At 64.9% G+C, this 24,320-nt stretch carries 26 protein-coding genes; 7 read left to right on the top strand and 19 right to left on the bottom strand.

Annotation, left to right across the window (positions count from 1 at the left end; genetic code table 11):
* Positions 1–45 precede the first annotated feature (45 nt).
* A complete protein-coding gene (locus FA90_RS22705) occupies positions 46–645 on the bottom strand; it encodes a hypothetical protein (RefSeq protein ID WP_156116806.1) in 600 nt (199 codons plus the stop codon).
* 302 nt (positions 646–947) lie between these two features.
* Here FA90_RS22705 and FA90_RS22700 point away from each other — a divergent pair, with 302 nt between their 5' ends.
* Together FA90_RS22700 and FA90_RS22695 are read left to right on the top strand one after the other, a co-directional pair.
* Entirely contained in the window at positions 948–1,394 is a 447-nt protein-coding gene (locus FA90_RS22700) for a DUF2147 domain-containing protein (RefSeq protein WP_036172778.1), read from the top strand.
* A 212-nt stretch (positions 1,395–1,606) separates the two neighbouring features.
* Positions 1,607–2,035, top strand: coding sequence for a hypothetical protein (locus FA90_RS22695; RefSeq protein WP_036172777.1), 429 nt, complete (start codon positions 1,607–1,609; stop codon positions 2,033–2,035).
* A gap of 10 nt (positions 2,036–2,045) precedes the next feature.
* Here the strand turns inward: FA90_RS22695 and FA90_RS22690 are convergent, their stop codons facing one another.
* From FA90_RS22690 to tyrS, 11 genes are all read right to left on the bottom strand, one after another.
* Positions 2,046–2,504 (bottom strand): YaiI/YqxD family protein, encoded by a 459-nt coding sequence (locus tag FA90_RS22690; RefSeq protein ID WP_036176783.1) that lies wholly within the window; start codon positions 2,502–2,504, stop codon positions 2,046–2,048.
* Entirely contained in the window at positions 2,504–3,571 is a 1,068-nt protein-coding gene (gene ruvB / locus FA90_RS22685) for a Holliday junction branch migration DNA helicase RuvB (protein WP_036172775.1), read from the bottom strand. The genes FA90_RS22690 and ruvB overlap by 1 nt, the downstream gene beginning before the upstream one ends.
* 18 nt (positions 3,572–3,589) lie before the next feature.
* Positions 3,590–4,168 (bottom strand): Holliday junction branch migration protein RuvA, encoded by a 579-nt coding sequence (gene ruvA / locus FA90_RS22680; RefSeq protein WP_036172773.1) that lies wholly within the window; start codon positions 4,166–4,168, stop codon positions 3,590–3,592.
* A 28-nt stretch (positions 4,169–4,196) separates the two neighbouring features.
* On the bottom strand, positions 4,197–4,733 hold the full coding sequence (ruvC, locus tag FA90_RS22675; protein WP_036172771.1) for a crossover junction endodeoxyribonuclease RuvC: 537 nt from the start codon (positions 4,731–4,733) through the stop codon (positions 4,197–4,199).
* A 133-nt stretch (positions 4,734–4,866) separates the two neighbouring features.
* Complete coding sequence (purH, locus tag FA90_RS22670) at positions 4,867–6,453, bottom strand: bifunctional phosphoribosylaminoimidazolecarboxamide formyltransferase/IMP cyclohydrolase (RefSeq protein WP_036172769.1); 1,587 nt, start codon at positions 6,451–6,453, stop codon at positions 4,867–4,869.
* A 116-nt stretch (positions 6,454–6,569) separates the two neighbouring features.
* The gene (locus tag FA90_RS22665; protein WP_036172767.1) at positions 6,570–6,803 is read right to left on the bottom strand and encodes a helix-turn-helix domain-containing protein; all 234 of its coding nucleotides are present in this window, start codon (positions 6,801–6,803) and stop codon (positions 6,570–6,572) included.
* 195 nt (positions 6,804–6,998) lie between these two features.
* On the bottom strand, positions 6,999–8,024 hold the full coding sequence (gene dusB / locus FA90_RS22660; RefSeq protein WP_081933996.1) for a tRNA dihydrouridine synthase DusB: 1,026 nt from the start codon (positions 8,022–8,024) through the stop codon (positions 6,999–7,001).
* Positions 8,025–8,201: 177 nt separating this feature from the next.
* A complete protein-coding gene (locus FA90_RS22655) occupies positions 8,202–8,849 on the bottom strand; it encodes a histidine phosphatase family protein (RefSeq protein ID WP_036172763.1) in 648 nt (215 codons plus the stop codon).
* Positions 8,850–8,856: 7 nt separating this feature from the next.
* Positions 8,857–9,531, bottom strand: a complete 675-nt coding sequence (locus FA90_RS22650) for a YbhB/YbcL family Raf kinase inhibitor-like protein (protein WP_036172761.1) — start codon at positions 9,529–9,531, stop codon at positions 8,857–8,859.
* Positions 9,532–9,592: 61 nt separating this feature from the next.
* Entirely contained in the window at positions 9,593–10,051 is a 459-nt protein-coding gene (dtd, locus tag FA90_RS22645; RefSeq protein ID WP_036172759.1) for a D-aminoacyl-tRNA deacylase, read from the bottom strand.
* On the bottom strand, positions 10,048–11,322 hold the full coding sequence (gene tyrS, locus FA90_RS22640) for a tyrosine--tRNA ligase (protein ID WP_081933995.1): 1,275 nt from the start codon (positions 11,320–11,322) through the stop codon (positions 10,048–10,050). The genes dtd and tyrS overlap by 4 nt, the downstream gene beginning before the upstream one ends.
* Before the next feature lie 168 nt (positions 11,323–11,490).
* Here tyrS and FA90_RS22635 point away from each other — a divergent pair, with 168 nt between their 5' ends.
* From FA90_RS22635 to FA90_RS22620, 4 genes are all read left to right on the top strand, one after another.
* On the top strand, positions 11,491–12,846 hold the full coding sequence (locus FA90_RS22635; RefSeq protein WP_036172757.1) for a peptidoglycan DD-metalloendopeptidase family protein: 1,356 nt from the start codon (positions 11,491–11,493) through the stop codon (positions 12,844–12,846).
* A gap of 208 nt (positions 12,847–13,054) precedes the next feature.
* Positions 13,055–14,161, top strand: a complete 1,107-nt coding sequence (locus FA90_RS22630; protein WP_036172755.1) for an anhydro-N-acetylmuramic acid kinase — start codon at positions 13,055–13,057, stop codon at positions 14,159–14,161.
* Positions 14,162–14,299: 138 nt separating this feature from the next.
* Positions 14,300–14,818, top strand: coding sequence for a hypothetical protein (locus tag FA90_RS22625; protein ID WP_051972016.1), 519 nt, complete (start codon positions 14,300–14,302; stop codon positions 14,816–14,818).
* Positions 14,819–15,005: 187 nt separating this feature from the next.
* The gene (locus tag FA90_RS22620) at positions 15,006–15,767 is read left to right on the top strand and encodes an SDR family NAD(P)-dependent oxidoreductase (RefSeq protein WP_036172753.1); all 762 of its coding nucleotides are present in this window, start codon (positions 15,006–15,008) and stop codon (positions 15,765–15,767) included.
* A gap of 107 nt (positions 15,768–15,874) precedes the next feature.
* Here FA90_RS22620 and FA90_RS22615 read toward each other — a convergent pair whose 3' ends face one another.
* The 6 genes from FA90_RS22615 to argC all read right to left on the bottom strand — a co-directional run bounded on the left by FA90_RS22615 (position 15,875) and on the right by argC (position 22,666).
* Positions 15,875–16,573: a M15 family metallopeptidase gene (locus tag FA90_RS22615; protein WP_036172750.1), complete on the bottom strand. Its 699-nt coding sequence runs from the start codon at positions 16,571–16,573 to the stop codon at positions 15,875–15,877.
* Complete coding sequence (locus FA90_RS22610; protein WP_036172748.1) at positions 16,549–18,819, bottom strand: glycoside hydrolase family 3 C-terminal domain-containing protein; 2,271 nt, start codon at positions 18,817–18,819, stop codon at positions 16,549–16,551. Before FA90_RS22610 ends, FA90_RS22615 begins: the two co-directional genes overlap by 25 nt.
* Positions 18,820–18,844: 25 nt before the next feature.
* Positions 18,845–20,218: a glycosyl hydrolase family 8 gene (locus FA90_RS22605; protein ID WP_197065341.1), complete on the bottom strand. Its 1,374-nt coding sequence runs from the start codon at positions 20,216–20,218 to the stop codon at positions 18,845–18,847.
* Positions 20,219–20,663: 445 nt separating this feature from the next.
* Entirely contained in the window at positions 20,664–21,044 is a 381-nt protein-coding gene (gene erpA, locus FA90_RS22600; protein WP_036172746.1) for an iron-sulfur cluster insertion protein ErpA, read from the bottom strand.
* Positions 21,045–21,099: 55 nt separating this feature from the next.
* A complete protein-coding gene (locus FA90_RS22595) occupies positions 21,100–21,513 on the bottom strand; it encodes a polymer-forming cytoskeletal protein (RefSeq protein ID WP_036172744.1) in 414 nt (137 codons plus the stop codon).
* Positions 21,514–21,628: 115 nt separating this feature from the next.
* Positions 21,629–22,666 (bottom strand): N-acetyl-gamma-glutamyl-phosphate reductase, encoded by a 1,038-nt coding sequence (gene argC, locus FA90_RS22590; RefSeq protein ID WP_036172742.1) that lies wholly within the window; start codon positions 22,664–22,666, stop codon positions 21,629–21,631.
* A gap of 152 nt (positions 22,667–22,818) precedes the next feature.
* On the opposite strand from argC, the gene FA90_RS22585 reads away from it, so the two are divergent.
* Complete coding sequence (locus tag FA90_RS22585) at positions 22,819–23,838, top strand: SDR family oxidoreductase (RefSeq protein WP_036172740.1); 1,020 nt, start codon at positions 22,819–22,821, stop codon at positions 23,836–23,838.
* An 87-nt stretch (positions 23,839–23,925) separates the two neighbouring features.
* Here FA90_RS22585 and rpsI read toward each other — a convergent pair whose 3' ends face one another.
* Positions 23,926–24,318 carry a 30S ribosomal protein S9 gene (rpsI, locus tag FA90_RS22580; RefSeq protein WP_036172738.1) on the bottom strand — a complete coding sequence of 131 codons (393 nt, stop codon included), beginning with the start codon at positions 24,316–24,318 and terminating at the stop codon, positions 23,926–23,928.
* Positions 24,319–24,320: the final 2 nt, after the last annotated feature.

The following is a 24,320-nucleotide window of genomic DNA, read 5'->3' as shown; positions in this document are numbered from 1 at the left end:
GTTCACGCCGGCGCGTTTTTTTTCGTCCGCCGCCAGCCGCATGCCTCAGGCTCCCGCGCCGCCTGCGTACCGGCGCTGCGAGCGGCGCGCCGCCAGCAGCAAGCCGGCCACGCCGATGCCGAACATGGCCGGCGGCGCCGGCTCCGGCGCCGCCGGGATGTTCAGCACGACGTTGTCGATGCTTCCCCACTGCGGGTCCGGAAAATCGAGGTCGCCCGGGTTGTTCATATACCAGTTGACGTAGGTGACGTCGTGGAACGAGGGCGGCATGGCGAAGGTGGCCAGCGGCTGCTCGCCCAGGATGGTGTAGCTCGCTCCGGTGTCGCTGACGAAGACGGAATCGCCGCCCTGGTAGTCGAAACCGAGGAAATCGAAGCTGCCGCCGTCGATGCGCCGGATCTGGTAGGGCGACGAACCCTCGCGGCTGTGCAGCCAGAGGTTGCCGTCGCCGGCATGCAGGTGTCCGCCATCCGGGTAGAGCGAGGTGATGATGAAACCGGCTTGCGAATAGGAGCTTGGATAGAGCGGGTCGTCGAAAATGGCGAAGGTGAGCGTGACCGTCTCGGCCGAGGCGGAGGTGGCCGCGCAAGCGCACAAGGCGGCGGCGATGGCGATGCCGCGTCGGATCCAGCTGGATGGCGTCATGATGTCCTCGTCAGGTCGGTGGACGACGGCCGTCCACGCAACCAGCATAAGGATGAGCTCCAGTGCGATGTTGATGCACGTCGCATGAGGCGCGTTCAGCCGGGGTTCCTTTCGCCAGACCATCAATTTCATGGGGGCCTGGCATTGTCGTTGTCGATGCGAAGCAGTATTCGCAACCTGGTCCGGTGCCGATAGAAGCGACCGCCACCAATTCGGTGTGACAAATGTCATCACCTCTAGTCCTTTACCGCAGGGCCGTATAGTTGCTACACTGCACTTGCCGCCAACCCACTGGAGACCCCATGCGCACCCTGATCAACCTGTCCCTGATTGCCGCCGTCCTCGCCGCGCCACTGGCCTGGGCCGAATCGAATTCGCCGGTCGGACTGTGGAAGGCGATCGACGACAAGTCAGGCAAACCGTCGGCGCTGATCCGCATCAGCGACAACGGGGGCGAGCTGCAGGGCAAGATCGAGAAGCTGTTCCGCGAACCCAGTGAAGACCAGAACCCGAAGTGCGCGTTGTGCACCGGCGCGCGCAAGGACCAGCCGATCATCGGCATGACCATCGTCTCCGGCCTCAAGAAAGACGGCGACGAATACGACGGCGGCGAGATCCTGGATCCGAAAAGCGGCAAGGTCTACAAGAGCAAGGCGATGCTGCGCGAAGGCGGCAAGAAGCTGGAAGTGCGCGGTTACATCGGCATGCCGATGCTGGGCCGCTCGCAGGTCTGGCTGCGCCAGGAATAAGACCGCCTGACCGAAGCCTCAGGGCTGCGTTGCCAGGTCTCGCCCCGGGGTTCGTCGAACGTCCCAAGGTTCAGCCGCAGGTTTTGCTGCGGTGCGCCAAACGCGCGCCATCGAAATTGTGTCTCCATTAAGCTTTGCGCAACTTATTGTTGACGAACAAGCATGCACAAGCTCATTTTTGCGTTCATCGCCTCGCCGCAGGAGCGGCTGCGATGAACGCCCTGCGTATCCTCTCCCTGCTCGCAAGCTTCCTCGTCCTGCTGGCGCCGCCGATCATGCTGACCGACGCCGGCACCGGCAACTGGTCGATCGAAGCCGTCGCCGCCAGTCTGCTCGCGGTCGTGGCGGTCTCGGCCACCTTCATCTACATCGGCGTGAACGGGGAACGCATGATCCGCAAGCGCCCGCAACGCAAGATCGGCGGCGTCCTGCTGCTGATCCCGATCGTCACCGGCCTGGTGCTGATGGTGATGCTCCACGAATTCGCGCAAATGGTGGCCAGCGGCATGGTGCTGGGCTTTGGCCTGCTGCTGTTCCTGAGCTTCGTGTATCCGGGCATCGAAGCGCCTTCGCGGCCGATGCGCCAGCGCGAGCAGCAGGACCCGAACCTGAACCTGCTGCCGCCGCACCAGCAGGGCTGATCGACGCCGCTTATTGTCCGGCCGGCCGCCTGCGCGCCAGGTGCCGGTCGAGCGCATTCGCAAAGCGCTGGCGGTCGGCCTGGCTGAACGCGGCCGGGCCGCCGGTGTCGACGCCGCCGCTCCTCAACTCTTCCATGAAGGCACGCATCGTCAGCTGCTGCGCGATATTGTCCTTCGTATAAAAATCGCCGCGCGGATTGAGGGCGTCGCCGCCCTTTTCCAGCACGCGTGCGGCCAGCGGGATGTCGCCGGTGACGACCAGGTCGCCCGGCGCCAGGCGCTCGACGATCTCGGTATCGGCCACGTCCGGCCCGCTCGGCACTTGCAGCGCGCGCACGAAGCGCGAGCCGGGCACGCGCATCAACTGGTTGGCCACCAGCGTCACCTGCATCTGCACGCGCTCGGCCACGCGGAACAGGATGTCCTTGATGACGGCCGGGCAGGCGTCGGCATCGACCCAGATCTGCATCATGCCGGCGGCAGGTTGTCCCACAGGTCGCCGGTCGGGCTGATGCGCGGCGCCGTCACACCGAAGTGGTGATACGCCAGCGGCGTGGCGATGCGCCCGCGCGGGGTGCGCTGCAGGTAGCCCTGCTGGATCAGGTAGGGTTCGAGCACGTCCTCGATGGTGTCGGCCGCTTCGCCGATCGCCGCCGCCAGATTGCCGATGCCGACCGGGCCGCCGGCGAACTTGAACAGCACCGCTTCCAGCAGCTTGCGGTCCATCACGTCGAAGCCGACCGTGTCGACGTCGAGCATGCGCAGTGCGCGGTCGGCCATGTCCTTGGTGATCTCGCCGTTGCCCTTCACTTCCGCGTAGTCGCGCACGCGGCGCAGCAGGCGGTTGGCGATACGCGGCGTGCCGCGCGCGCGCTTGGCGACTTCACGCGCGCCTTCCTCGTTGATCGGCGCTTCGAGCAGCGCGGCGCTGCGGGTGACGATCTTGGTCAGTTCATCGACGTTGTAGAACTCCAGGCGCGCGACGATGCCGAAGCGGTCGCGCAGCGGGTTGGTCAGCATGCCGGCGCGCGTGGTCGCCCCGACCAGCGTGAACGGCTGCAGGTCGAGCTTCACGGAACGCGCCGCCGGGCCCTCGCCGATCATGATGTCGATCTGGTAGTCCTCGAGCGCCGGGTACAGGATCTCCTCGACCACCGGCGACAAACGGTGGATCTCGTCGATGAACAGGACGTCGTTGGCTTCCAGGTTGGTCAGCAGCGCGGCCAGGTCGCCGGGGCGTTCGAGCACCGGGCCGGAGGTCTGGCGCAGGTTCACGCCCATCTCGCGCGCGATGATGTGCGCCAGCGTGGTCTTGCCCAGGCCCGGCGGGCCGAACAGCAGCGTGTGGTCCAGCGCTTCGCGGCGCTTGCGCGCGGCAGAGATGAAGATCTCGAGCTGGTCGCGGATCTTGCTCTGGCCGACGTATTCTTCGAGGTGCTTGGGGCGCAGCGCGCGCTCGATCGCCTCCTCGTTGGGCGAGGACGGGGCGGCGTCGATGATGCGCTGCTCGGTGAAGTTGTCGGTCTGGATGCTCATGGTTGAATCTTAAAGTGCTTACGCTTTCGACAGCGATTTCAGCGCCAACTTAATACCGTCGGATACGCTCGTCCCGGCCGGCATGCTCTTGATCGCGGCCAGGGCTTCCTTGTCAGAATACCCCAAAGCCAGCAGCGCATTGAGCACGTCTGCCTGGGCGTCGTCCTGCGGCGCGCCGGCGGTCACGCCGATGTCCGCGCCCAGCTTGCCCTTCAGCTCGAGCAGCAGACGCTCGGCGGTCTTCTTGCCGATGCCCGGCACTTTCACCAGCCGCCCGGCTTCCTGCAGCGTCACGGCCTGGGCCAGGTCCGCGATGGTCATGCCGGACAGGATCGACAGCGCCATGCGCGCGCCGACGCCGGTGATCTTGATCAGCTGGCGGAACACGGCGCGCTCGCTGGACGTGCCGAAACCGAACAGCAGATGCGCATCCTCGCGCACCACGTAATGCGTGTGCAGCGTGACCTTCTCGCCGGTGTGCGGCAGGTTGTAGAAAGTGCTCATCGGTACGTCGACTTCATAGCCGACGCCGTTGCAATCCACCAGCACTTGCGGCGGGTTCTTTTCCAGCAGGACTCCGGACAGGCGACCGATCATCGTGTTCTTTCAGTTCAGTGTATTGATATTAGACGAGGCGGCCGCGGCGCATGTGCAGCCCCGGCTTTTCCGGCGACAGCGAACCGATCAGCCCCAGCGCGTCCATGCCGTGCGCATGGCAGATCGCGATGCCGAGCGCGTCGGCGGCGTCGCTGCCCGGCAGGCCGGGCAGCTTGAGCAAGCGCGCCACCATGTCCTGCACCTGGGCCTTGACCGCCTTGCCGGAGCCGACCACGGCCTGCTTGACCTCGGCCGGCGTGTACTCGGCCACGTCGAGGTCGGCGCCGACCAGCGCCGTGATCGCCGCGCCGCGCGCCGCGCCCAGCAGCAGCGTCGACTGCGGGTTGACGTTGACGAACACGCGTTCGATGGCGGCGCAGGCCGGTTTGTAGGTCGTGACGATTTCGCTCACCCCGGACAGGATGATTTTGAGGCGCGGCGGCAGCGCGCCCTCGGTGCCGGTCTTGATGGTGCCGGACGCGATGTAACGCAGCCGCTGGCCCTGCTTTTCGATCACCCCGAAGCCCGTCGTGCGCAGGCCCGGGTCAATGCCCAGAATAATCATGAGCGAATGGTATACCGGCGTGGGTGTTTCGTGGGAAAAATACTGTGCAAAAATACAGTCCAATAGCGAAACCGCCACGGTTTTGGCCGTGGCGGTTTGCATTATCCCACTAGATTACTGCGCGCCGCCGCGATCAGTGGCGGAAGTGACGCGTACCGGTGTAGAGCATCACGACGCCGCGCTCGTCGGCCGCGTCGATCACTTCCTGGTCGCGCATCGAGCCGCCCGGGTGGATGACGCAGGTGGCGCCGGCGTCGACCACCACGTCCAGGCCATCGCGGAACGGGAAGAATGCGTCCGACGCCACCGCCGAGCCTTCCAGCGACAGGCCGGCGTTCTGCGCCTTGATCGATGCGATGCGCGCCGAGTCGATGCGGCTCATCTGGCCGGCGCCGACGCCCAGCGTCATGCCATTGGCGCAGAACACGATCGCATTCGATTTCACGTATTTCGCGACGCGCCAGGCGAACAGCAGGTCCTGCAGCTGCTGCTGGGTCGGCTGCTTCTTGCTGACCACGCGCAGCTCACCCAGGCCGACGTCCTTGACGTCCGGCGACTGCACCAGCAAGCCGCCGCCGACGCGCTTGACGTCGAAGTTGTTGTGGCCTTCGCCCAGGGCGATCTCGAGCAGGCGCACGTTCTGCTTGGCCGCCAGGATCTGGCGCGCTTCCGGCGTGAACACCGGCGCGATGATGACTTCGACGAACAGCTTGGCGATCGCTTCGGCGGCGCGGCCGTCGACCGGCACGTTGAAGGCGATGATGCCGCCGAACGCCGAGGTCGGGTCGGTCTTCAAAGCGCGCGAGTAGGCGTCGAGCGCATCGGCGCCGATCGCCACGCCGCACGGGTTGGCGTGCTTGATGATCACGCAGCCGGCCGGCGCCTCGAAGCCGCCGAGCGTCTTGACGCATTCCCAGGCCGCATCGGCATCGGCGATGTTGTTGTACGACAGTTCCTTGCCCTGCAGCTGGCGGTAGTTGGCCAGGCTGCCGGCCGCCGGGGCCAGGTCGCGGTAGAAGGCGGCGCTCTGGTGCGGATTTTCGCCGTAGCGCATGTCCTGGACTTTTTCGAAATGCAGGTTCAGCGTCTGCGGGTAGGTGGCGCGGGTCGTGTGCTGCTTGTCCTCGCCCAGGCTGGTCAGATAGTTGGTGATCGCGCTGTCGTACTGGGCCGTGTGGGCGAACACTTTCTTGGCCAGGCGGAACTTGGTGTCGTAGCCGACGTCGCCCGCGGTGGCCCCGGTGCCTTTCATCTCCGCCAGGATCGGACCGTAATCGGCCGGATCGACGACGACGACGACGTCGCGATGGTTCTTGGCCGCCGAGCGCAGCATGGTCGGGCCACCGATGTCGATGTTCTCGATCGCTTCTTCCAGCGAGCACTGTTCCTTGGCCACGGTCTGCTGGAATGGATACAGATTGACCACCACCATGTCGATCGTCGGGATGCCGTGCTCTTCCAGCTTGGCGACGTGCTCGGGCAAGTCGCGGCGCGCCAGGATGCCGCCGTGGACCTTCGGATGCAGGGTCTTGACGCGGCCATCGAGCATTTCCGGGAAACCGGTGTAGTCGGCGACTTCGGTCACGGCGACGCCATTGTCCTGCAGCAGCTTGGCAGTGCCGCCGGTGGACAGGATGTTCACGCCAAGCGCAGACAGCGCGCGCGCGAAATCGAGCACGCCGGTCTTGTCGGAAACGGAAATGAGAGCTTGTTTGATCATGGGAGTGGCCTATCGATGAAGAAATCTAGCGTACGACTTGCTGGCGGACGACCTGCATTATGTTGCGCCGAACGGGAGCCGACGCGCACGGTACGCCCCGGCCCCTCCGCCGCGGCTTATAGCAGCCCGTGTTCCTGCAGCTTCTTGCGCAGGGTGTTGCGGTTGATGCCCAACATCTGGGCCGCATGCGACTGGTTGCCATCCGCGCGCGTCATCACGACCTGCAGGATCGGTTTTTCGACGGTCAGGAGCATCATGTCGTAGATATTGGTCGGTTTTTGTTCGCCCAGGTCGTTGAAATAGTCTTCGAGACTTTTCTGTACGACTTCCTGGATTATTTCTTTGCTCATACTGCTGTTCCTGTTCGGTGGGTGGCCTCGAGAACCTACTGCGCGTCGAATTTTCGTCCTGCGATGCTCGCCGTACCATAAGTACGGCTGCGCTTCTCGAACGAAACTTCTTCCGCTCGCTACGGTTCTCGAGGCCACCGTTACGCTGCTCAAAGCAGCTTCATCTCCGGTTCTTTTTATTATCTTTTCAATTATTTATGCTGCGATCGCGACATCCTGCGTCGGCGCGGGCCGGTATTGTAACCGCTCCCCATGCTCCTGTTGCGATTTGAAAAATTCATCCACGGCCGCCAGCTGCTCGGCGGTCGATTCGAGGCGGTTCATGCGCTGGCGGAACTCCTCGCCGCCCGGCAAGTCTTCGACGTACCAGCCGATGTGCTTGCGCGCGGTGCGCACGCCCAGGAATTCGCCATAAAACGCGTAGTGTGCCGGCAGGTGCTCGTTCATCAAGGCGCGTACCTCCTCCACCAGCGGCGCCGGCAACAGTTCGCCGGTGCGCAGGTAGTGGTCGACTTCGCGGCAGATCCACGGCCGGCCCTGGGCGGCGCGGCCGATCATCACGGCGTCGGCGCCGGTGTGCTCGAGCACGAACTTGGCTTTTTGCGGCGTGGTGATGTCGCCGTTGGCGACCACCGGGATCGATACCGCCGCCTTGACCGCGGCAATGGTGTCGTACTCGGCCTCGCCCTTGTAGCCGTCCGCGCGGGTGCGCCCGTGCAGGGTCAGCATAGCGATGCCGGCCTGCTCGGCCATGCGCGCGATGGTGAGCGCATTCTTGTTTTCGCGATCCCAGCCTGTGCGGAACTTGAGCGTGACCGGCACGTCGACCGCGTTCACGACGGTTTCCAGGATGCGCTGCACCAGGTCTTCGTGCTGCAGCAGGGCCGAACCGCACCAGTTGTTGCAGACCTTCTTGACCGGGCAGCCCATGTTGATGTCGATGATCTGGGCGCCGCGCTCGACGTTGAACTTGGCGCATTCGGCCAGGTCGTGCGGATCGGCGCCGGCGATCTGCACCGCCTTCGGCTCCATCTCGCCTTCGTGGTCGGTGCGGCGCGACGACTTTTCGCTGGCCCACAGGCGCGGATTCGACGCCGCCATCTCCGACACCGCATAGCCGGCGCCGAGCTGCTTGCACAACTGGCGGAACGGACGGTCGGTCACGCCGGCCATCGGGGCGACGAAGACGTTATTGCGGAGTAAATAAGGACCAATTTGCACGGCGGAAAACCACGGAGAGAGTACGGGAATCTGCTATTTTACCCGATGCGCTGCTCAATTTATCAGCAGAATGTTGGTGAATCTGTTGCGCACGCGATAGAAAAGCGGTTGCCAAACGGGTCGGAGTGCGCTTGGCGGGGGTGCGGGCGTGGTCAGCGCAGGGCAATTCAGGGCAACTCAGGGCAGCTCGTCCAGCACCAGCGGACGCAAATGCGCCACCTCGCCCCAGCTCTGCAGCTGCAAGCGTCCATCCTGGCAGGTGAAGCGGTTGATGCTGGCATTGAACACCTTGAAGTCGCGCGGCGTTTCCAGCAGCAGGCCGCGGGCCATGCGATAGGCGCACTCGAGCACGCCGCCATGCGCCACCAGGGCCAGCGTCTTGCCCCGGTTGGCCGCGCCCCAGGCCAGGATGGCGCCGGTCGCGCGCGCGTAAAAGGCGCGGAAGGTCTCGCCGGTATTCTTGCCCGGCGGCAGTTCGGCATCGACGTCACGCGCCTGCCAGGCGGCGAACTCGGCCGGAAAACGCGCTTCGATCTCGCTGTACAGCAAACCCTCGAACCCGCCATAGCAGCGTTCGCGCAGCTGCGCATCGACCTGGACCGCCATGCCGAGCGCATCGGCGACGGCTTGCGCGGTCTGGCGTGCGCGCGCCAGGTCGCTGGAGACGACCAGGTCGATCGGCTCGTTGGCCAAGGCGGCGGCCAGCAGCGCGGCCTGGCGCTGGCCCTCGGGGTTCAGCGGGATGTCGAGATGGCCTTGCAGGCGGCGTTCGGCGTTCCAGGCGGTTTCGCCGTGGCGGATCAGGATGATGTTGCTTGTCGTCATAGGGCGCTCAGGAAGGCTGGCCGATCAGGTCGGGCAGCACGTCCGGGTTGAGCGAGTACACGCCGTAGATCCTGGCTTCGTCGAGGATGTGGCCGGTGATTGCCAGGCGCACTTCCTTGCCGGTAAAGCGGCCATCGAGCGGCAGGCGCGGGATGTCGAGCGCATACAGCGTGAACACGTAGGTGTGCACGCGCTCGTCGTTCCAGGGCGGGCACGGACCGTCGTAGCCGTAGTATTCGCCGACCATGTCGGGATCGTTGGCGAACCAGCCGGTATAGTCGTTGACGCCATGGCGCAGCTGGTGCTCGGTGCCGTTCTTGATCGTGAACGGGACCAGCGGGCCGCTCTTGCCGCCGGGCGTGACCATGTCCGAGAACAGGCCCTCGGCGAAGGATTTCAGGCAGACCGGAATGTCGACCAGCGCCCAGTGATAGAAATCGGTACGCGGCAGCGAATCCGCAACCGTGCACCCTTCCTGGTTGACGTTGGCGCCGTCGGTCGGCACGTCGATGTCGTGGCACAGCAGCACCAGCGACTGGGTGCCGGCCGGCACCTCGTCCCAGCCGATATGCGGCGTGCGGTTGCTCGACAGCTTGACGTGGCTGTCGGGATCGACGTCGGCAAACGCGCACTTGGGCGGGATCATGCTGCCTTCGGTAAAGGAATCGCTCCAGATCTTCATGTTGTCTCCTGCCTGACCGGTCTTTCGTATTGACCCGCGCTGCCTGCGCGGGTTTCAGGTTTCAGCCCACAACCCTGGGTGGATCAATGCGCAGCCAGAATGTCACGGGGCCGTCGTTGACCAGCGCCACCTGCATGTCGGCGCCGAACTGGCCGGTTTCGACATTACCGTGGCGCTCGCGCGCCCGGCGCACGGCATGGTCGAACAGGCGCCGGCCGTCGTCCGGCGCGGCGGCCGGCGAGAACGACGGGCGGGTGCCCGAGCGGGTGTCGGCGGCCAGCGTGAATTGCGGCACCAGCAGCAGGCCGCCGCCGACGTCGGCCAGGCTGCGGTTCATCTTGCCGGCCTCGTCCGGGAAGACGCGGTAGCCCATCAATTTGGCGAGCAGGGCCTCGGCTTCGCGCTCGGTGTCGCCTTTTTCGGCGCACACCAGCACCATCAGCCCGCGGCCGATGGCGCCGATCACCTGGCCGTCGACCGTGACGCTGGCCTGGGCGACCCGTTGCAGCAGTCCGATCATGCCGAGAGCGTCACGCGCGCGAACTTGCGCTTGCCGACCTGCAGCACGAAGGTGCCGGCCTGGATCTGCTGCGCCTTGTCCGACACCACCGCGCCGTCGATGCGCACGCCGCCCTGGTCGATCATGCGCATCGCTTCCGACGACGAGGCGCACAAGCCGGTCTGGCGCAGCAGCTGCGGCAAGCCGAGCGGCGCGCCCTGCACCGCCACTTCCGGCACGTCGTCCGGGATGCCGCCCTTGGAACGGTTGACGAAGTCGGCCAGCGCATCCTCGGCCGCCCCCTGCGAATGGAAGCGCGCGACGATTTCCTGCGCCAGCGCGACCTTGGCGTCGCGCGGGTTCTTGCCGCCTTCGACCTCGGCCTTGAGCCGGGCCAGCTCCTGGATCGAACGGAACGACAGCAGCGTGAAGTACTTCCACATCATCTCGTCCGAGATGCTCATCAGCTTGCCGAACATGGTATTGGCCGGCTCGGTGATGCCGATGTAGTTGTTCTTCGACTTCGACATCTTGTCGACGCCGTCCAGTCCTTCGAGCAGCGGCATGGTCAGGATGCACTGCGGCTCTTGGCCATAATCTTTTTGCAACTCGCGGCCGACCAGCAGATTGAATTTTTGGTCTGTTCCACCTAGCTCAAGATCCGAGTGCAAAGCCACGGAATCATAGCCTTGCATCAAAGGATAAAGGAACTCGTGCACCGAGATCGGAGTCCCACTCTTGTAGCGTTTGGTGAAGTCATCGCGCTCCATCATGCGCGCCACGGTGTAGCGCGACGCCAGCTGGATCATGCCGCGCGCGCCCAGCGGATCGCACCACTCGGAGTTGTAGCGGATCTCGGTGCGGGCGGCGTCGAGCACGAGCGACGCCTGCTTGAAGTAGGTCATCGCATTCGCCTCGACCTGCTCGCGGGTGAGCGGCGGACGCGTGACGTTGCGGCCCGACGGGTCGCCGATCATCGACGTAAAGTCGCCGATCAGGAAAATCACCTGATGGCCCAGGTCCTGCAGCTGGCGCAGTTTGTTCAGGACCACGGTGTGGCCCAGATGCAGGTCCGGCGCGGTCGGATCCAGGCCCAGCTTGATGCGCAGCGGTTTGCCGCTCTGCTCGGAGCGCGCCAGCTTCTGGGCGAATTCGTTCTCGATCAGGAGCTCGTCGACGCCACGCTTGGTGATCGCCAGGGCTTCCTGGACGGCATCGCTCAAGGGAAGAGTTGTCGCTCCGGAAGCTGTTGTTATTGTTTTGGCATTACCAGAAAGCTCAGCAGAAGTCATAAAAATTTTGTAGGAATACGCCTAAAGCGGTTGTAGGAAGCAGTATTTTGATATAATTCGCGATCCCATCAATCTTGCCGCGCGATAAGTTTCAACGACAACAAGAAGTAAAGAACAAGAAAAATACCTTCGTCGTGGACGTTCAAGCGGTAAATTTTAACTGATTGCATGAACCCATTACAGAAAATCGCCGGCAAGCGCTGGTTCGGATTGGCCGAAACGAGTACCAAGACCCGCATCGTTGCCGGCGGCGCCGCAGCCCTCGCATTGTGTGCCTTCGGCGCCACTGCAGTCGCCCCGATCGCGCAGGATCCCGCCGACATGCCGACCAAGTCCGTGTCGCAAGACCTGCAGCTGCCGAACCTGGCGGACCAGATCGCCGCCCTCCAGCAGAACGACCAGCAATTCCTGCACGAAGAGCGCATCCGCCCTGGTGATTCCCTGGGTTCCATGTTCACCCGCCTCGGCATCGACGACCAGCAAGCGCAGGCCTTCGTGCGCGGCGACAAGATGGCCCGTTCGATCCTGTCCCTGAAGACCGGCAAGCGCGTGCAAGCCGAGACCGACGAAAACGGCCTGCTGCTGACGCTGCGCGCCACCGTCGGCGACAAGGACAACCTCAAGACCATCACCGTGACCCGCAAGGGCGACAAGTTCGCCGTCGATGCAGCCCCGGCCCAGCTCGAGCGCCGCGTCGAAATGCGTTCGCGCGAAATCAATTCCTCGCTGTACGCCGCCACCGACAGCGCCAGCAGCGATGGCAGCCAGATTCCGGACACGGTCGTCAGCCAGATCATCGAGATGTTCTCGACCAACGTCGACTTCCGCTCGGTCAAGCATGGTGACCGCTTCAACGTCGTCTACGAAACCTTCTGGCAGGACGGCGAGATGGTGCGCACCGGCCGCGTGCTGGCGGGCGAATTCATCAACCGCGGCGTCGCCTACCAGTCGGTCTGGTACGAAGACCCGGTCAGCCACCAGGGCGGCTACTACAGCCTGGACGGCAAGTCGCTGAAAAAAGCCTTCCTGAAGTCGCCGGTCACCTTCAACCGCATCTCGTCGGGCTTCTCGATGCGCGTGCACCCGGTGTTCGGCGGCTGGAAACAGCACAAGGGCGTCGATTTCGCCGCGCCGATGGGCACCCCGATCAAGGCGGCCGGCGACGGCGTGGTCGACTTCGTCGGCGTCCAGAACGGCTACGGCAACCTGGTCGTGCTGAAACACTGGTCGAACTACAGCACCGCCTACGGCCACATGAGCCGTTTCGCCAGCCTGCACAAGGGCCAGAAGATCAGCCAGGGCGACGTGATCGGTTATGTCGGCGCCACCGGCTGGGCTACCGGCCCGCACCTGCACTACGAATTCCGCATCGGCGGTCAGGCCACCGACCCGATGGCGCTGAAGAACCTGCAGCAACAGCCGCTCAATGCCGGCGAATTGAACCGTTTTAAGATGGCCGCCGCCGAAATGTCGCACCGTTTTTCGCTGCTGACGCCGGCTGGCAACGCGATGGCAGCACGCTAATTATTAAGAGCGTCTAACAAAGCCCTCAGGGCAAGGCGCATCGGCGAAGACAGTACGTTAGTACGGCGAGACGATGCGACGCAGCCATGGGGGCTCTTGTCAGACGGTCCAATTGCCACGCGCCTGAAAGAGGCCGCATCCGACGCCCTGCGCCGCATGACCAACATGCCGTGCAGGGCGTTTTCTTTCCTACCGATCCAATCACACCATGCCCGCTTCCACCCTCTACATCGGTTTGATGTCCGGCACCAGCCTGGACGGCGTCGACGGCGTGCTGGCCGATTTCTCCGGGCGCGGCATCCGCACCCTGCAGGCCGCGTTCACGCCCTTCCCCGCCGACCTGCGCGCCGAACTGATGGCGCTGCAAGCCGCCAGCCCCAACGAACTCGAGCGCGAGGCGCTGGCCGCGAACGCGCTGGCGCGTTGCTATGCGCAGTGCGTGCAGGAACTGGTGCAGGCCGCGCCGGGACCGGTCCGTGCCGTCGCCGTGCATGGCCAGACCATCCGGCACCGGCCGGAAATCGGTTTTACGCGCCAGACCAACAACCCGGCCTTGCTGGCCGAACTGACCGGCATCGACGTGATCGCCGATTTCCGTTCGCGCGACGTCGCCGCCGGCGGCCAGGGCGCGCCGCTGGTGCCGGCGTTTCACCAGGCCCGCTTCGGCAAGCCGAACCAGGTACGCGTGGTGGTCAACATCGGCGGCATCGGCAACATCAGTGTGCTGCACGGCGACGGCCGGGTCAGCGGTTTCGACACTGGCCCGGGCAATGTCTTGATGGACCTCTGGATCGCACGTCACCAAGGCAAGGCCTACGATGCCGATGGCGCGTGGGCCGCGAGCGGCCAGGTCGACGACGCCCTGCTGGCAGCACTGCTGGACGAGCCCTACTTCGACCAGCCGCCACCCAAGAGCACCGGCCGAGACCTGTTCCACGAACAATGGCTCGATGCCAAGCTGGCGCACCATCCCGGCCTGGCGTCGGCCGACGTACAAGCGACGCTGACGCGCTTGACCGCCGTCTCGATCGCGCGCGCGATCGCGGACGCGACGCCCGGCCAGCCGGCCCAGGCCGTCTACGTGTGCGGGGGCGGCGCCTACAACGGCGTGCTGCTGCGCGATCTGCGCGAGGCGCTGGGCGGCAAGATCGCCGTCGCATCGACGCAAGAACTGGGCGTGGCGCCGAACCGCGTCGAAGCGCTCGCTTTTGCCTGGCTGGGTTATCGCTTCATGCGACGGCAGCCGGGCAATCTGCCGGCGGTGACCGGCGCCGCAGGATTGCGGGTGCTGGGCGCCTTGTATCCGGCGGCGTAGTTGGCAGGGATGTAAGTATATGTCATCGGCGTAAGCGTTTGTAAAGTTTGTCAACACACGGTGAAGGCTCAGCGTTTCCGGTACAAGTGACACGTAATAAGTGCACATTGACCAATAACCAGCCAAGGACCCTTCATCATGAAAAAAACCATCGCCACCGTGATCGCCGGCCTGTTCGTTAGCGCAGCCTTCGCCCAGACGCCTGCACCCAAGCAAGCCATGCTGGTCAAGAATGCCGACGTGAAGGCGAGCAAAACCGAGACCAAGCCGGCACCTGTCGCGGCACAGGCCACCCCGGCGGACACGAAAACCGCACATGACGAAGCCGCGCCGGCCAAGACGCATGCCAAGGACGTGAAGACCAGCGTCAAGCACACCAAGACCAAAACCAAGCACGTGGCCAAGGCTGACGCCGACAAGGACAGCCAGGACAGCGCCACCACCACGCCGCCGACGCCGGCTGCCTCCGCGACTGCGGACGCGGCCGCGGCGCCTGCCCCGGCGCCGAACCCGGCCCCGGCCGACAGCGCAGCGCCGGCCGCCAATCCTGTCCCGGCAGCCGCAAGCGCTGCTCCGGCCGGCACGCCGTCGCCGGCGCCGGATGCTTCGCCGGCACCGACTACCCTGCCGCCTGCGACGACGCCGGTCACCCAATAAGCCTGCCGTTCTGATCCGATCCAAGCCCGCGCGATGCGGGCTTTCTTTTGCCTGGCCGCATTGAAAATCGGGGATCGAGTCGCTGTGATATCGTTTTGTTCATAATCTGCTCAACCCATTCAGCCCATCCAGCCCATTTGGCGGTCCGTTACAGGACGCGAAATGCGGCCACAGCGAAGGAATAACCATGAACCGTTTCAATGACAAAACCGTGATCGTCACCGGCGCCGCGTCCGGTATCGGCCTGGCGGCCGCGCACCGCTTCCTCGACGAGGGCGCGCGCGTCGTGATGCTCGATATCGAGGAAGCCGGCCTGAAGGAAGCCGCCGCCAAACTGCCACAGGACCGCGTGCTGGTGCAGGTCGGCGACACTTCCAAGAAGGAAACCGCCGCCGCCGCCGTCAAGGCCGCCGTCGAACGCTTCGGCGCCCTGCATATCCTGATCAACAATGCCGGCGTCGCCACCGAAGGCGACATCATGCAAACCAGCGAAGAAGACTTCGAGCACGTGATGGCGGTCAACGTGGCCGGCTACTTCCACATGGCCAAGGCGGCGATGCCCGAACTCGTCAAGACGCGCGGTTCGATCGTCATGACCTCGTCCGTTTCCGGCCTGGGCGGCGACTGGAATACCTTCGCCTACAACACCTCGAAGGGGGCGGTCAGCAACATGGTGCGCGCGATGGCGCTCGATGCCGGCAAGGATGGCGTGCGCGTGAACGCGGTCAATCCGAGCTTCACGAAAACCGGCATGACCGAGGACATGCTGAAAGACGCCGAGCTGGTCGAGAAGTTCAAGGAACGCATGCCGCTCGGCGCGCCCGAAGATCCGGAAGGGATCGCCGCGGCAATGGCCTTCTTGGCCAGCGACGATGCGCGCCTGATCAGCGGCGTCAACCTGCCGGTCGACGCCGGTTTGCGCGCTTCGAACGGCCAGCCGCCGATGTAATGGCTTACAGCGCCCGACAAAACCCTGAGTGCAACGCACATCGTCGAAGAAAGTACAGCTAGTACGTCGAGACGATGCAACGCAGCCTGGGGGCGTTTGTCAGGCGCTTAATCGACGTTGCGCACGTGCCGCGCCACGATCTCGGGCAGCATCTCGAGCACCAGGTCGCGGCCGAGCATGCCGTCGGCTTGCCGGATGGCCTCACGCAGCATGTCGATGTCGAACGCGCCGAGCGCCGCCCGGGCGGAAGAGGCAAAGCTCAGGTGCCACGGCTCGGGAAACATGCCGCCGCGGTAGCTGCGGTAGGGCCGGAAAAAGCCGTACGCCTCGATATGCAGGTCGAGCCAGGCGTGCAGCCGCTCGTACACCCCGCCCGGCGCCACCTCGTGCGGCAGCAACTGGGTGCGCTGGCCGGGCGGCAGCGCATTGCGGTCCCAGACGTCGATGTCGGTGCCCCAATGGCGCCGGGTCGCGCCCGGCAGGCCGGACCAGCCGAGGATCGCCCAGACGATCTCTCGCGGCGACAGCGCGGCATGCTCCAGCGGCTGGCCATCGATGTCGCGCAGCAGCGCCTCGCCGGCGAACTTGCGGTTCCAGATCCGCAGTTGGGCCTCGAACGGCCGCCAGGATGCGATCGGCAGCAGGTCGATGCCGTCAAGCAGCGCTTGCGCCCGCAGCGCGAGGAAGGCATCCGCCACCTCGGGCCGGGCGGCGAAACGCGGCGTCGAGAACTGCCGGACGTGCGTGCGCGCGCGTCCGGTCAGTTCATTGGCGTCAAAACTTACTGCTTGTGCACTGCGCTCCACGTCATCTCCGGCAGCGTGACCTCGACCGACAGCGGCAAATCGTCCGCCGCCTGGCCGAACAGCACGCGATAGGCGCCGGCCTTGACGTGCCAGCTGTTGTCGGCGGCCTCGTAGGTCGCCAGCAGGCGCGGATCGACCGGCTGCGTGAACGCGCCGGCGCCGCCCGCCTTCAAATCGTGCTTGTGGAAGGCGACCAGGCGCTTTGGCGCTTCCCAGCCTGCGGCTTTCGCATCGACGGGCGCCACATACACCTGCAGCAAGCCCTTGCCGGCCAGCTTGCCGGTGTTGCGCAAGGTCGCGCCGACGCTCAGGGCGCCGTTCGTCACGGCCGCTTTCGGCTCGGCCACCGCGAAGCTGGTGTAGCTCAGGCCATGGCCGAAGGCAAACAGCGGTTTGTAACCCTTGGCGTCATACCATTTATAGCCGATCGCCGCGCCTTCGTCGTAGGTGATGTGGACGGACTTGCCGTTCGGCTTGCCGGCATTCGGGACGAAACCCGGGATCTCGGCATGCGCCAGCTGCTCGTTCGAGGCCGGGAAGCTGATCGGCAGGTGGCCGGACGGGTTCACCTTGCCGGCCAGGATGCGCGCGATCGCGGCGCCGCCGCGCAGGCCCGGATACCAGGCTTCCAGCACCGCCGGCACCTGGTCGAGCCAGGGCATCAGGATGGCGCCGCCGGATTCGACCACGACCACGGTCTTCGGATTGGCTTGCGCCACCGCGGCCACGAGCGCGTCCTGGTTGCCGTCCAGCTCGAGCTTGCCGTCGAAATCTTCGCCCAGCCATTGGGTGACGAACACCACGGCCACCTCGGATTGCCTGGCCAGCGCGACGGCGGCGGCGATGTCCTCGCCGCTGGCGTACGCGATTTTGGCCTTCGGCAGCTCGGCTTTCAAGGCTTCCAGCGGCGACGATTTCATGTACATGACCGGCCCCGGCCACTTGGTCGGCTCGATGCCCGGCACTGCATTGCCGCCGACCGGGGTCAGGCCGGACGAACCACCACCGGCCAGCACGCCCTTGTCGGCGTGGCCGCCGATCATCGCCACCGATTTCACGCCGCTCAGGGGCAGCAGATTATTCTGGTTCTTAAGCAGCGTCAGCGACGCCTCGGCGGCCTGCTGCGACACCTCGGCGTGCGCCTTGAAGTCGATCTTGCCGACCTTGACCGGGTCGTCGAAGGTGCCGGTGGCAAAGAACGGCCACAGGATGCGCGTCGCCATGTCGTCAAGGCGCTTCATCGAGACGTCCTGGTTGTCCAGCGCCGCCTTGAAGTACTTGGCCGAGTAGAACGGGCCGTGATGGTTACAGCAGGGGAAGCCGGTGAACTGATCGAGGCCGTAGTTGGCGGCGTCGGCGGTCGAGTGCACCGCGCCCCAGTCGGCCATTACGAAGCCCTTGAAACCCCAGTCCTGTTTCAGGATCTTGTTCAGCAGGTATTCGTTTTCGCAGGCCCAGCGGCCGTTGACCAGGTTGTACGAGCACATGACGGAGCCGGGCTTGGCCTGCTCGTCGAGCAGCTCGAAGGCCAGCAGGTCGGACTGGCGCATCGCCTCGGGCGAAATCGTCACGTCGACCGTGGTGCGCTCGCTTTCCTGGTCGTTGATGGCGAAGTGCTTCATGGTCGAGACCATGTGCTGCGACTGGATGCCCTGCACCAGCGCACCGGCCATGCGCGCGGCCAGCAGCGGGTCTTCGCCGGCGTATTCGAAGTTGCGGCCATTGCGCGGCTCGCGCGTGAGGTTGGCGCCGCCGGCCAGCAGCGTGTTGAAGCCGGACAGGCGCGCCTCGTTGGCGATCATGCGCCCGCCCGCCTCGGTCACGGCCGGGTCGAAGCTGGCGGCGGTAGCCAGCGAGGACGGCAGCGCGGTGCGTTCCATGCCGACCACGCGCACGCCGATCGAAGCGTCGGTCTGCCACTGCGCCGGGATGTGCAGGCGCGGGATGCCCGGGATGTAGCCCGCTGCACCCTTGATCGCGTGGGCGCCGACGTCGTCCTTGATCTCTTTCGAGACGATGTCGTCGGACACCTTGTCCAGGTCTTCCTTGCCGGTAAAGCCATTGATCAGCAACAGCTTTTCGTCGAGCGTCATGGCGGCGACGGCGGCTTTGGCGCGCTCGTCGGCGGATTTGCTGCGGTCGAGCCAGGCCTGGCTGCCGGCTTGCTGGGCCTGTTGCGCCTGGGCGTGGGCGGCGCCGATCGTCGCGCAGGCGACCAGGACGGCGGTGGTAAGGCGTTTCATCATGCTGGTGTCTCCGTGTCGTTATTCGTTATTCGTTGTCGCGGCGGTCGATCACGCGGAATTCGCCGCCGAGGTGCATCATGCTCATCAAATACAGCATGCCGTCGAAATAGCGCTGTTCGCCGGCCGGGGTCGGGGTGTCCCACAGCGCGCGCAAAAAGGCGTCCGGCACGGGGCCGGGCTTGGCCGCCAGGCCGCCGACCGCGGCCGCGGCCAGCATGCCGGTCGAATGGCGATCCGACTTCGGCTGGCCGTCGAGCGTGTAGCGGTCGACGAAACGGTCGATCCCTTGCCCGTTCAGGAAAGCCTGGACGCGCTCGGCCAGTTCCGGCTCGCGCGCATCCTTGCCCCACCAGCTGTAGTCGACCGACCAGTTGCTGACCGTGCGCCAGCTGTCGTAGGCAAAGATGCCGGGGCTGCCATCCCACATCGGCAAGGGCGTGCCGTCGAATGCGGCGCGGTCCGGGCCGAGGCCGGTCCTGGCATTGGCGGTCTTGGCGAAATAGTCGCGGCTGACCTTGGCCGCGCGCGCCCAGAACGGGCGTTCCTCCGGCGGGGCCCAGCGCGCCCACAGCTCGTAAAACGCCGGCAGGTGGTAGGACGGGTCGGAACCGGGAATCGCGGTCTCGGGGACGAAGCGGACCATGTTGCTGGCCTCGTCGACCATCGGGCCGACCGTGACCGGCTGCGGCGCACGCTTGGGCCAGTGCGGCGGCCAGGGCTTGCCCTCTTTCGCCGCGCGTTCCTGCTCGTGGCGGTTGTTCGGGCTCGGCCAAGGCGTGTCCGGCTGGACGAAGGGCGCGTCGCCCGGATGGATGCGGAACGGCGGCGTCGCGGTGACCAGCGGATGGTGGCGCATGCCGCGCAGGATGTTGTCGGCTTCCGCCTGGTAATTGTAGATGCCGCTCCCGTTGCCCCAGCGCCGTGCCGCGAAGTACAGCGCCATTACGTAATACTCTTCGCCGTCGGGCGCCGCGCCGACCGCCCGCGCGCTGCCGTCGGTCCCCATCGACCAGGCGAAATAGCCGCGCGACGGGTTGGCCGGGTCGGTGGTCAGCATATACGTCTTGGACCAGTTCCAGAGCGCATCGAACTCGCGCTTCTTGTTCAACTGGACCGCGATCATCATGCCGTAGCTCATGCCTTCGGTGCGCGCGTCGTTGTTGGCCCAGTCGGTGACGTAGGCCAGCGTGCCGTTGGCGTTGGCGCCGGTTTCGAAGTAGACGCGCTGTTCCTGGCCATCGCCATGGAACAGTTGCTGGAAGGTTTGTTCGATGCGGCGATGCACCTCGTCCGGGCTGCGGCCGAGGCGTTCGGCGAACAGGTTGCGGTAGCGTTTGCTGCGGTAGGCGCCGGCGCCGTCGTCGGTGGTTGCTGCCGCGGCAGTCGCGGGCACTGCCACGGCACGGGCCGGTTCAGCGGTCTGGGTGGTCTGGGCCGTTGCTGGCACGGCGAGCGCGCCCGCCAGGCTGATAGCGGTAACACCGCGTTGGAATAAAGTGTCCCTCAACATTGCTTTTGTAGTGTGTTGGATGAGGTGGGACGGCCGTCTCCCGGCCGCCGGCTTGCTGATGAGCAGCAAAAGCAGTGTACTACGGTCTGCAGGAAATTAGTTATAGATCAATACATGCGCATCGAATGGCCGGCGAGCGTGCAAAGAAAAAGGCCACCGGGCAAATGCCAGGTGGCCTTTTTACAGGATTCCAAACATATAAGGACGTCGAGAAACCGTCGCGAGCGGCAGCAATGTTGGCCGAGAAGCGCAGCCGTACGAGGCGTACAGCGAGCATCGCAGGGCTCGGCGCCCCCACCGACAGTGCAACGCGCAGCAGGTTTGCCGAGGTTCCTTACGCGGAGAACGACGAACCGCAACCGCAGGTGGAGGTGGCGTTCGGGTTCTTGATCACGAACTGAGCGCCTTCGAGGTCGTCCTTGTAGTCGATCTCTGCGCCGACCAGGTACTGGTAGCTCATCGAGTCGATCAGCAGGGTGACACCGTTCTTTTCCATCGTGGTGTCGTCGTCGTTGGTGATCTCGTCGAAGGTGAAGCCGTACTGGAAGCCCGAGCAGCCGCCGCCCTGCACGAACACGCGCAGTTTCAGGTCGGGATTGCCTTCTTCCTCGATCAGCTGGGCGACCTTCTGCGCGGCGCTGTCGGTAAAGTTGATGGGCGACGGGATGGATTCTTGCTCGCCCTGCGGACGATGCAATTCTGCGACTGCGGTCATGGAAGCACTCCTGGTGGGATTTCGAATTGCGTCCATTATAGACCGTTGGCGCAAGTCATGCTGACGCCCCCGCTTCGACCGCACCTAAATGAAACACCGGTTCGCTGGCCTTGACCGGATCGGTCTCGTGGGTCAGCTTGCCGGTGACCAGGGCGCCGCCGTGCATCTCGAGCAGACGGTAATGGACATCCCCATGTATGCGGCCTTTCGGCTGCAATTCAAGCAGATCGGTCGAATACACGGTCCCGGCAATGTAACCGTTGACGACCAGGTTGGCGCAGCGCACCTCGCCCTCGATGCGCGCATGCTCCGACACGATCAGGACGCTGTCGCCTCCCTGGCTGGCGATCACGTTGCCGTGCACTTCGCCATCGATGCGCAGCCCGCCCGTGAAGACCAGGTCCCCCTCGATGCGCGCAGATATGCCGATCAGGCTATCGATTTCGCTTTTTGCGTTACGACCGAACATGGTGGTCCCCTTCGAGCTTGGCTTTGAGCAACGATCAATTTACCCTGCTCAACAGTTACAGCCTTGATCTGCATCTTGTGATCAAGGCTTGTGAAGGACCACCCGTTCGGCGCGATTACGGCAGCAGCGCGATCTGCTTGAGACCGGTCGATTCCGGCAGGCCGAACATCAGGTTCATGCACTGCACGGCCTGGCCGGACGCGCCCTTGACCAGGTTGTCCTGCACCACCAGGATTACGACGGTGTTGCCGTTGTCCGGGCGATGCAGCGCGATGCGCAGCATGTTCGAACCGCGCGTCGAGCGCGTTTCCGGGTGCGAGCCGAACGGCATCACGTCGACGAATTCGGCGTCGCGGTACTGGTCTTCGAACAGCGCCTGCAGCGCCTCGTTGCTGATGTCCTGGGTCAGGCGCGCGTACAACGTCGCGTGCATGCCTCGGATCATCGGCACCAGGTGCGGCGTGAAGATCAAGCCGACCTTTTGCTCGGTGAAGCGTTGCAGCTGGGCCGAGGTTTCCGGGGTGTGACGATGGCCATGCACGCCGTAGGCCTTGAAGTTGTCGCTGGCTTCCGAGAACAGCGTGCCGATCTCGGCCTTGCGGCCGGCGCCGGACACGCCCGACTTGGCGTCGGCGATCAGGTTATTGGCGTCGACGATGCCGGCTTTGAGCAGCGGGTAGAAACCCAGCTGCATCGTGGTCGGATAGCAGCCCGGGTTGGCGATCAGGCGCGCCTTGGCGATGTCGTCGCGGTTCAGTTCCGGCAGGCCGTACACGGCTTCCGGCAGCAGTTCGGGTGCGGTGTGCGGGATCTTGTACCACTTCTCGAACGTCGCCTGGTCTTTCAGGCGGAAGTCGGCGGCCAGGTCGATCACCTTGACGCCGGCTTTCAACAGCTCGGGCGCCTGCGCCATCGCCACGCCGTGCGGGGTGGCGAAGAACACGACGTCGCAGCCGGTCAGGTCGGCCTTGTCCGGGCTCGAGAAGGCCAGGTCGACGTGGCCGCGCAGCGAGGGGAACATGTCCGCGACCGGGAGGCCATCCTCCTTGCGCGAGGTGATGGCGGTCAGCTGCACTTCCGGGTGAGCGGACAGCAAACGCAGCAGTTCCACGCCGGTGTAACCGGTGCCGCCAACGATGCCAACTTTGATCATGTTCTTTCCTTCGAAAAAGAGGTACGTGTGCCCTAAGGCTGCTAATTGGTCTGCCATTTTAACAGGCATCCGTGCCCGGTTGCAGCCTCGCGCCCCATCGGGCGCGGCGGTGCTAGCATCTGCTGCATCGCACCATACCATCGGAGAGCTGGATGAAACATGCATTCAAACCGCTTGCGGAACAGGTCGTCGTGATCACCGGCGCGTCCAGCGGCATCGGCCGCGCTTGCGCGCTCGCTTTCGGCGCGCAAGGCGCCTCGGTGGTGCTGGCGGCGCGCAACGGCGCGGCGCTCGATGCGGTCGCGCGCGAGATCGAGGCCAGCGGCGGCCAGGCGCTGGCAGTGATCACCGACGTCGCCGTGTGGAGCCAGGTCGAGCGCCTGGCCGAGCAGGCCGTGGGGCGCTTCGGGCGCATCGACACCTGGGTCAACAATGCCGGCATCAACGAGCACGCCGCGGTGTCGCAGATGACGATCGAGGAGATCGAGCGCATCATCCAGGTCGACCTGATGGGGCAGATCTACGGCATGAAGGCGGCGCTCGAGCCGATGCGGCGCCAGCGCAGCGGCACCATCATCAACATGGGTTCGGCCACCTCAAGCCGCGCGGTGCCGCTGCATGCGCCGTACGTGGCCTCGAAGCACGCGATCGCCGGGTTCACCGACAGCCTGCGCATGGAGCTGATGCATGAAGAGATGCCGATCAGCTTGACGCTGATCCAGCCGGGCTTCATCGACACGCCCTTCTTTCACAATGCGCGCTCGAAGCTGGGCGCGCAATCACGGCCGATTCCGCCGATCTATGCACCGGAGGTAGTGGCGGACGCCGTGCTGTTCGCCGCTCAACACCCGCGCCGGAATATCGTGGTCGGCGCCCAGGCGGCGGTCGGCATGTTCCTCGATAAACTCAGCCCGGGCCTGGTCGACAAGCTGATGGTCGCGCGCGGGGCGGCGTTCCGGCTGCAGAAGGAAGACAAGCCGGATGACGGCTATGACAACCTGTTCGAGCCGAGCCGCGGACCGGGGTCGGTCAACGGCACCTGGAGCGGCGAAGCGCTGCAGTCGAGTTTTTATACGAAGCAGTTCGAGTACCACCCGCACCGCAAGCAATTGTTCTGGGCGGCGCTCGGTGCCGGGTTGTTCATGCTGGCGCGGCGCCAGGGCGCTAAATAAGACAGGCAACAAAAAAGCCGCCGGCTTCGCAGCGGGCGGCTTTTCGTTGGCAGCAGCAGCGCAATGAAGCGCGCTGCAGAATCCAGATTAACGCTTCGAGAATTGCTTTGCGCGACGTGCTTTGCGCAGACCAACTTTCTTACGCTCGACTTCACGGGCGTCACGGGTGACGAAACCGGCACGTGCCAGGTCGCCCTTCAGGCCTGCGTCGTAGTCGATCAGTGCACGGGTGATGCCGTGGCGCACTGCACCTGCCTGGCCGGACTCGCCGCCGCCATGCACGTTGACCTTGATGTCGAAACGCTCGACGTTGCCGGTCAGTTCCAGCGGTTGACGGATGACCATCAGGCCGGTTTCGCGCGAGAAGTACTCGGCGGCCGGTTTGCCGTTCACGGTGATCTGGCCGGTGCCGGTCTTGATGAACACACGGGCCACTGCACTCTTGCGACGGCCGGTGCCGTAGTTGTAGTTACCGATCATGT

Origin of the sequence: Massilia sp. 9096 (assembly GCF_000745265.1) — a bacterium.
Classification (GTDB): Bacteria; Pseudomonadota; Gammaproteobacteria; order Burkholderiales; family Burkholderiaceae_D; genus Telluria.
The sequence above is the reverse complement of the archived record's forward strand: the minus strand, read 5'-3'. Positions and strand labels throughout refer to the sequence as shown.

Coding starts and splice junctions, on each gene's coding strand:
- ruvC (WP_036172771.1), bottom strand. CDS start 4,733: ATGATTATTCTGGGCATTGACCCGGGCCTGCGCACGACGGGCTTCGGG.
- FA90_RS22595 (WP_036172744.1), bottom strand. CDS start 21,513: ATGTTCGGTCGTAACGCAAAAAGCGAAATCGATAGCCTGATCGGCATA.
- tyrS (WP_081933995.1), bottom strand. CDS start 11,322: ATGACTTCTGCTGAGCTTTCTGGTAATGCCAAAACAATAACAACAGCT.
- FA90_RS22625 (WP_051972016.1), top strand. CDS start 14,300: ATGAAAAAAACCATCGCCACCGTGATCGCCGGCCTGTTCGTTAGCGCA.
- FA90_RS22655 (WP_036172763.1), bottom strand. CDS start 8,849: ATGACGACAAGCAACATCATCCTGATCCGCCACGGCGAAACCGCCTGG.
- ruvA (WP_036172773.1), bottom strand. CDS start 4,168: ATGATCGGTCGCCTGTCCGGAGTCCTGCTGGAAAAGAACCCGCCGCAA.
- FA90_RS22620 (WP_036172753.1), top strand. CDS start 15,006: ATGAACCGTTTCAATGACAAAACCGTGATCGTCACCGGCGCCGCGTCC.
- ruvB (WP_036172775.1), bottom strand. CDS start 3,571: ATGAGCATCCAGACCGACAACTTCACCGAGCAGCGCATCATCGACGCC.
- FA90_RS22665 (WP_036172767.1), bottom strand. CDS start 6,803: ATGAGCAAAGAAATAATCCAGGAAGTCGTACAGAAAAGTCTCGAAGAC.
- FA90_RS22690 (WP_036176783.1), bottom strand. CDS start 2,504: ATGCAGATCTGGGTCGATGCCGACGCCTGCCCGGCCGTCATCAAGGAC.
- dtd (WP_036172759.1), bottom strand. CDS start 10,051: ATGATCGGACTGCTGCAACGGGTCGCCCAGGCCAGCGTCACGGTCGAC.
- FA90_RS22700 (WP_036172778.1), top strand. CDS start 948: ATGCGCACCCTGATCAACCTGTCCCTGATTGCCGCCGTCCTCGCCGCG.
- erpA (WP_036172746.1), bottom strand. CDS start 21,044: ATGACCGCAGTCGCAGAATTGCATCGTCCGCAGGGCGAGCAAGAATCC.
- FA90_RS22585 (WP_036172740.1), top strand. CDS start 22,819: ATGAAACATGCATTCAAACCGCTTGCGGAACAGGTCGTCGTGATCACC.
- argC (WP_036172742.1), bottom strand. CDS start 22,666: ATGATCAAAGTTGGCATCGTTGGCGGCACCGGTTACACCGGCGTGGAA.
- FA90_RS22705 (WP_156116806.1), bottom strand. CDS start 645: ATGACGCCATCCAGCTGGATCCGACGCGGCATCGCCATCGCCGCCGCC.
- FA90_RS22630 (WP_036172755.1), top strand. CDS start 13,055: ATGCCCGCTTCCACCCTCTACATCGGTTTGATGTCCGGCACCAGCCTG.
- purH (WP_036172769.1), bottom strand. CDS start 6,453: ATGATCAAACAAGCTCTCATTTCCGTTTCCGACAAGACCGGCGTGCTC.
- FA90_RS22635 (WP_036172757.1), top strand. CDS start 11,491: ATGAACCCATTACAGAAAATCGCCGGCAAGCGCTGGTTCGGATTGGCC.
- FA90_RS22695 (WP_036172777.1), top strand. CDS start 1,607: ATGAACGCCCTGCGTATCCTCTCCCTGCTCGCAAGCTTCCTCGTCCTG.
- FA90_RS22610 (WP_036172748.1), bottom strand. CDS start 18,819: ATGATGAAACGCCTTACCACCGCCGTCCTGGTCGCCTGCGCGACGATC.
- rpsI (WP_036172738.1), bottom strand. CDS start 24,318: ATGATCGGTAACTACAACTACGGCACCGGCCGTCGCAAGAGTGCAGTG.
- FA90_RS22650 (WP_036172761.1), bottom strand. CDS start 9,531: ATGAAGATCTGGAGCGATTCCTTTACCGAAGGCAGCATGATCCCGCCC.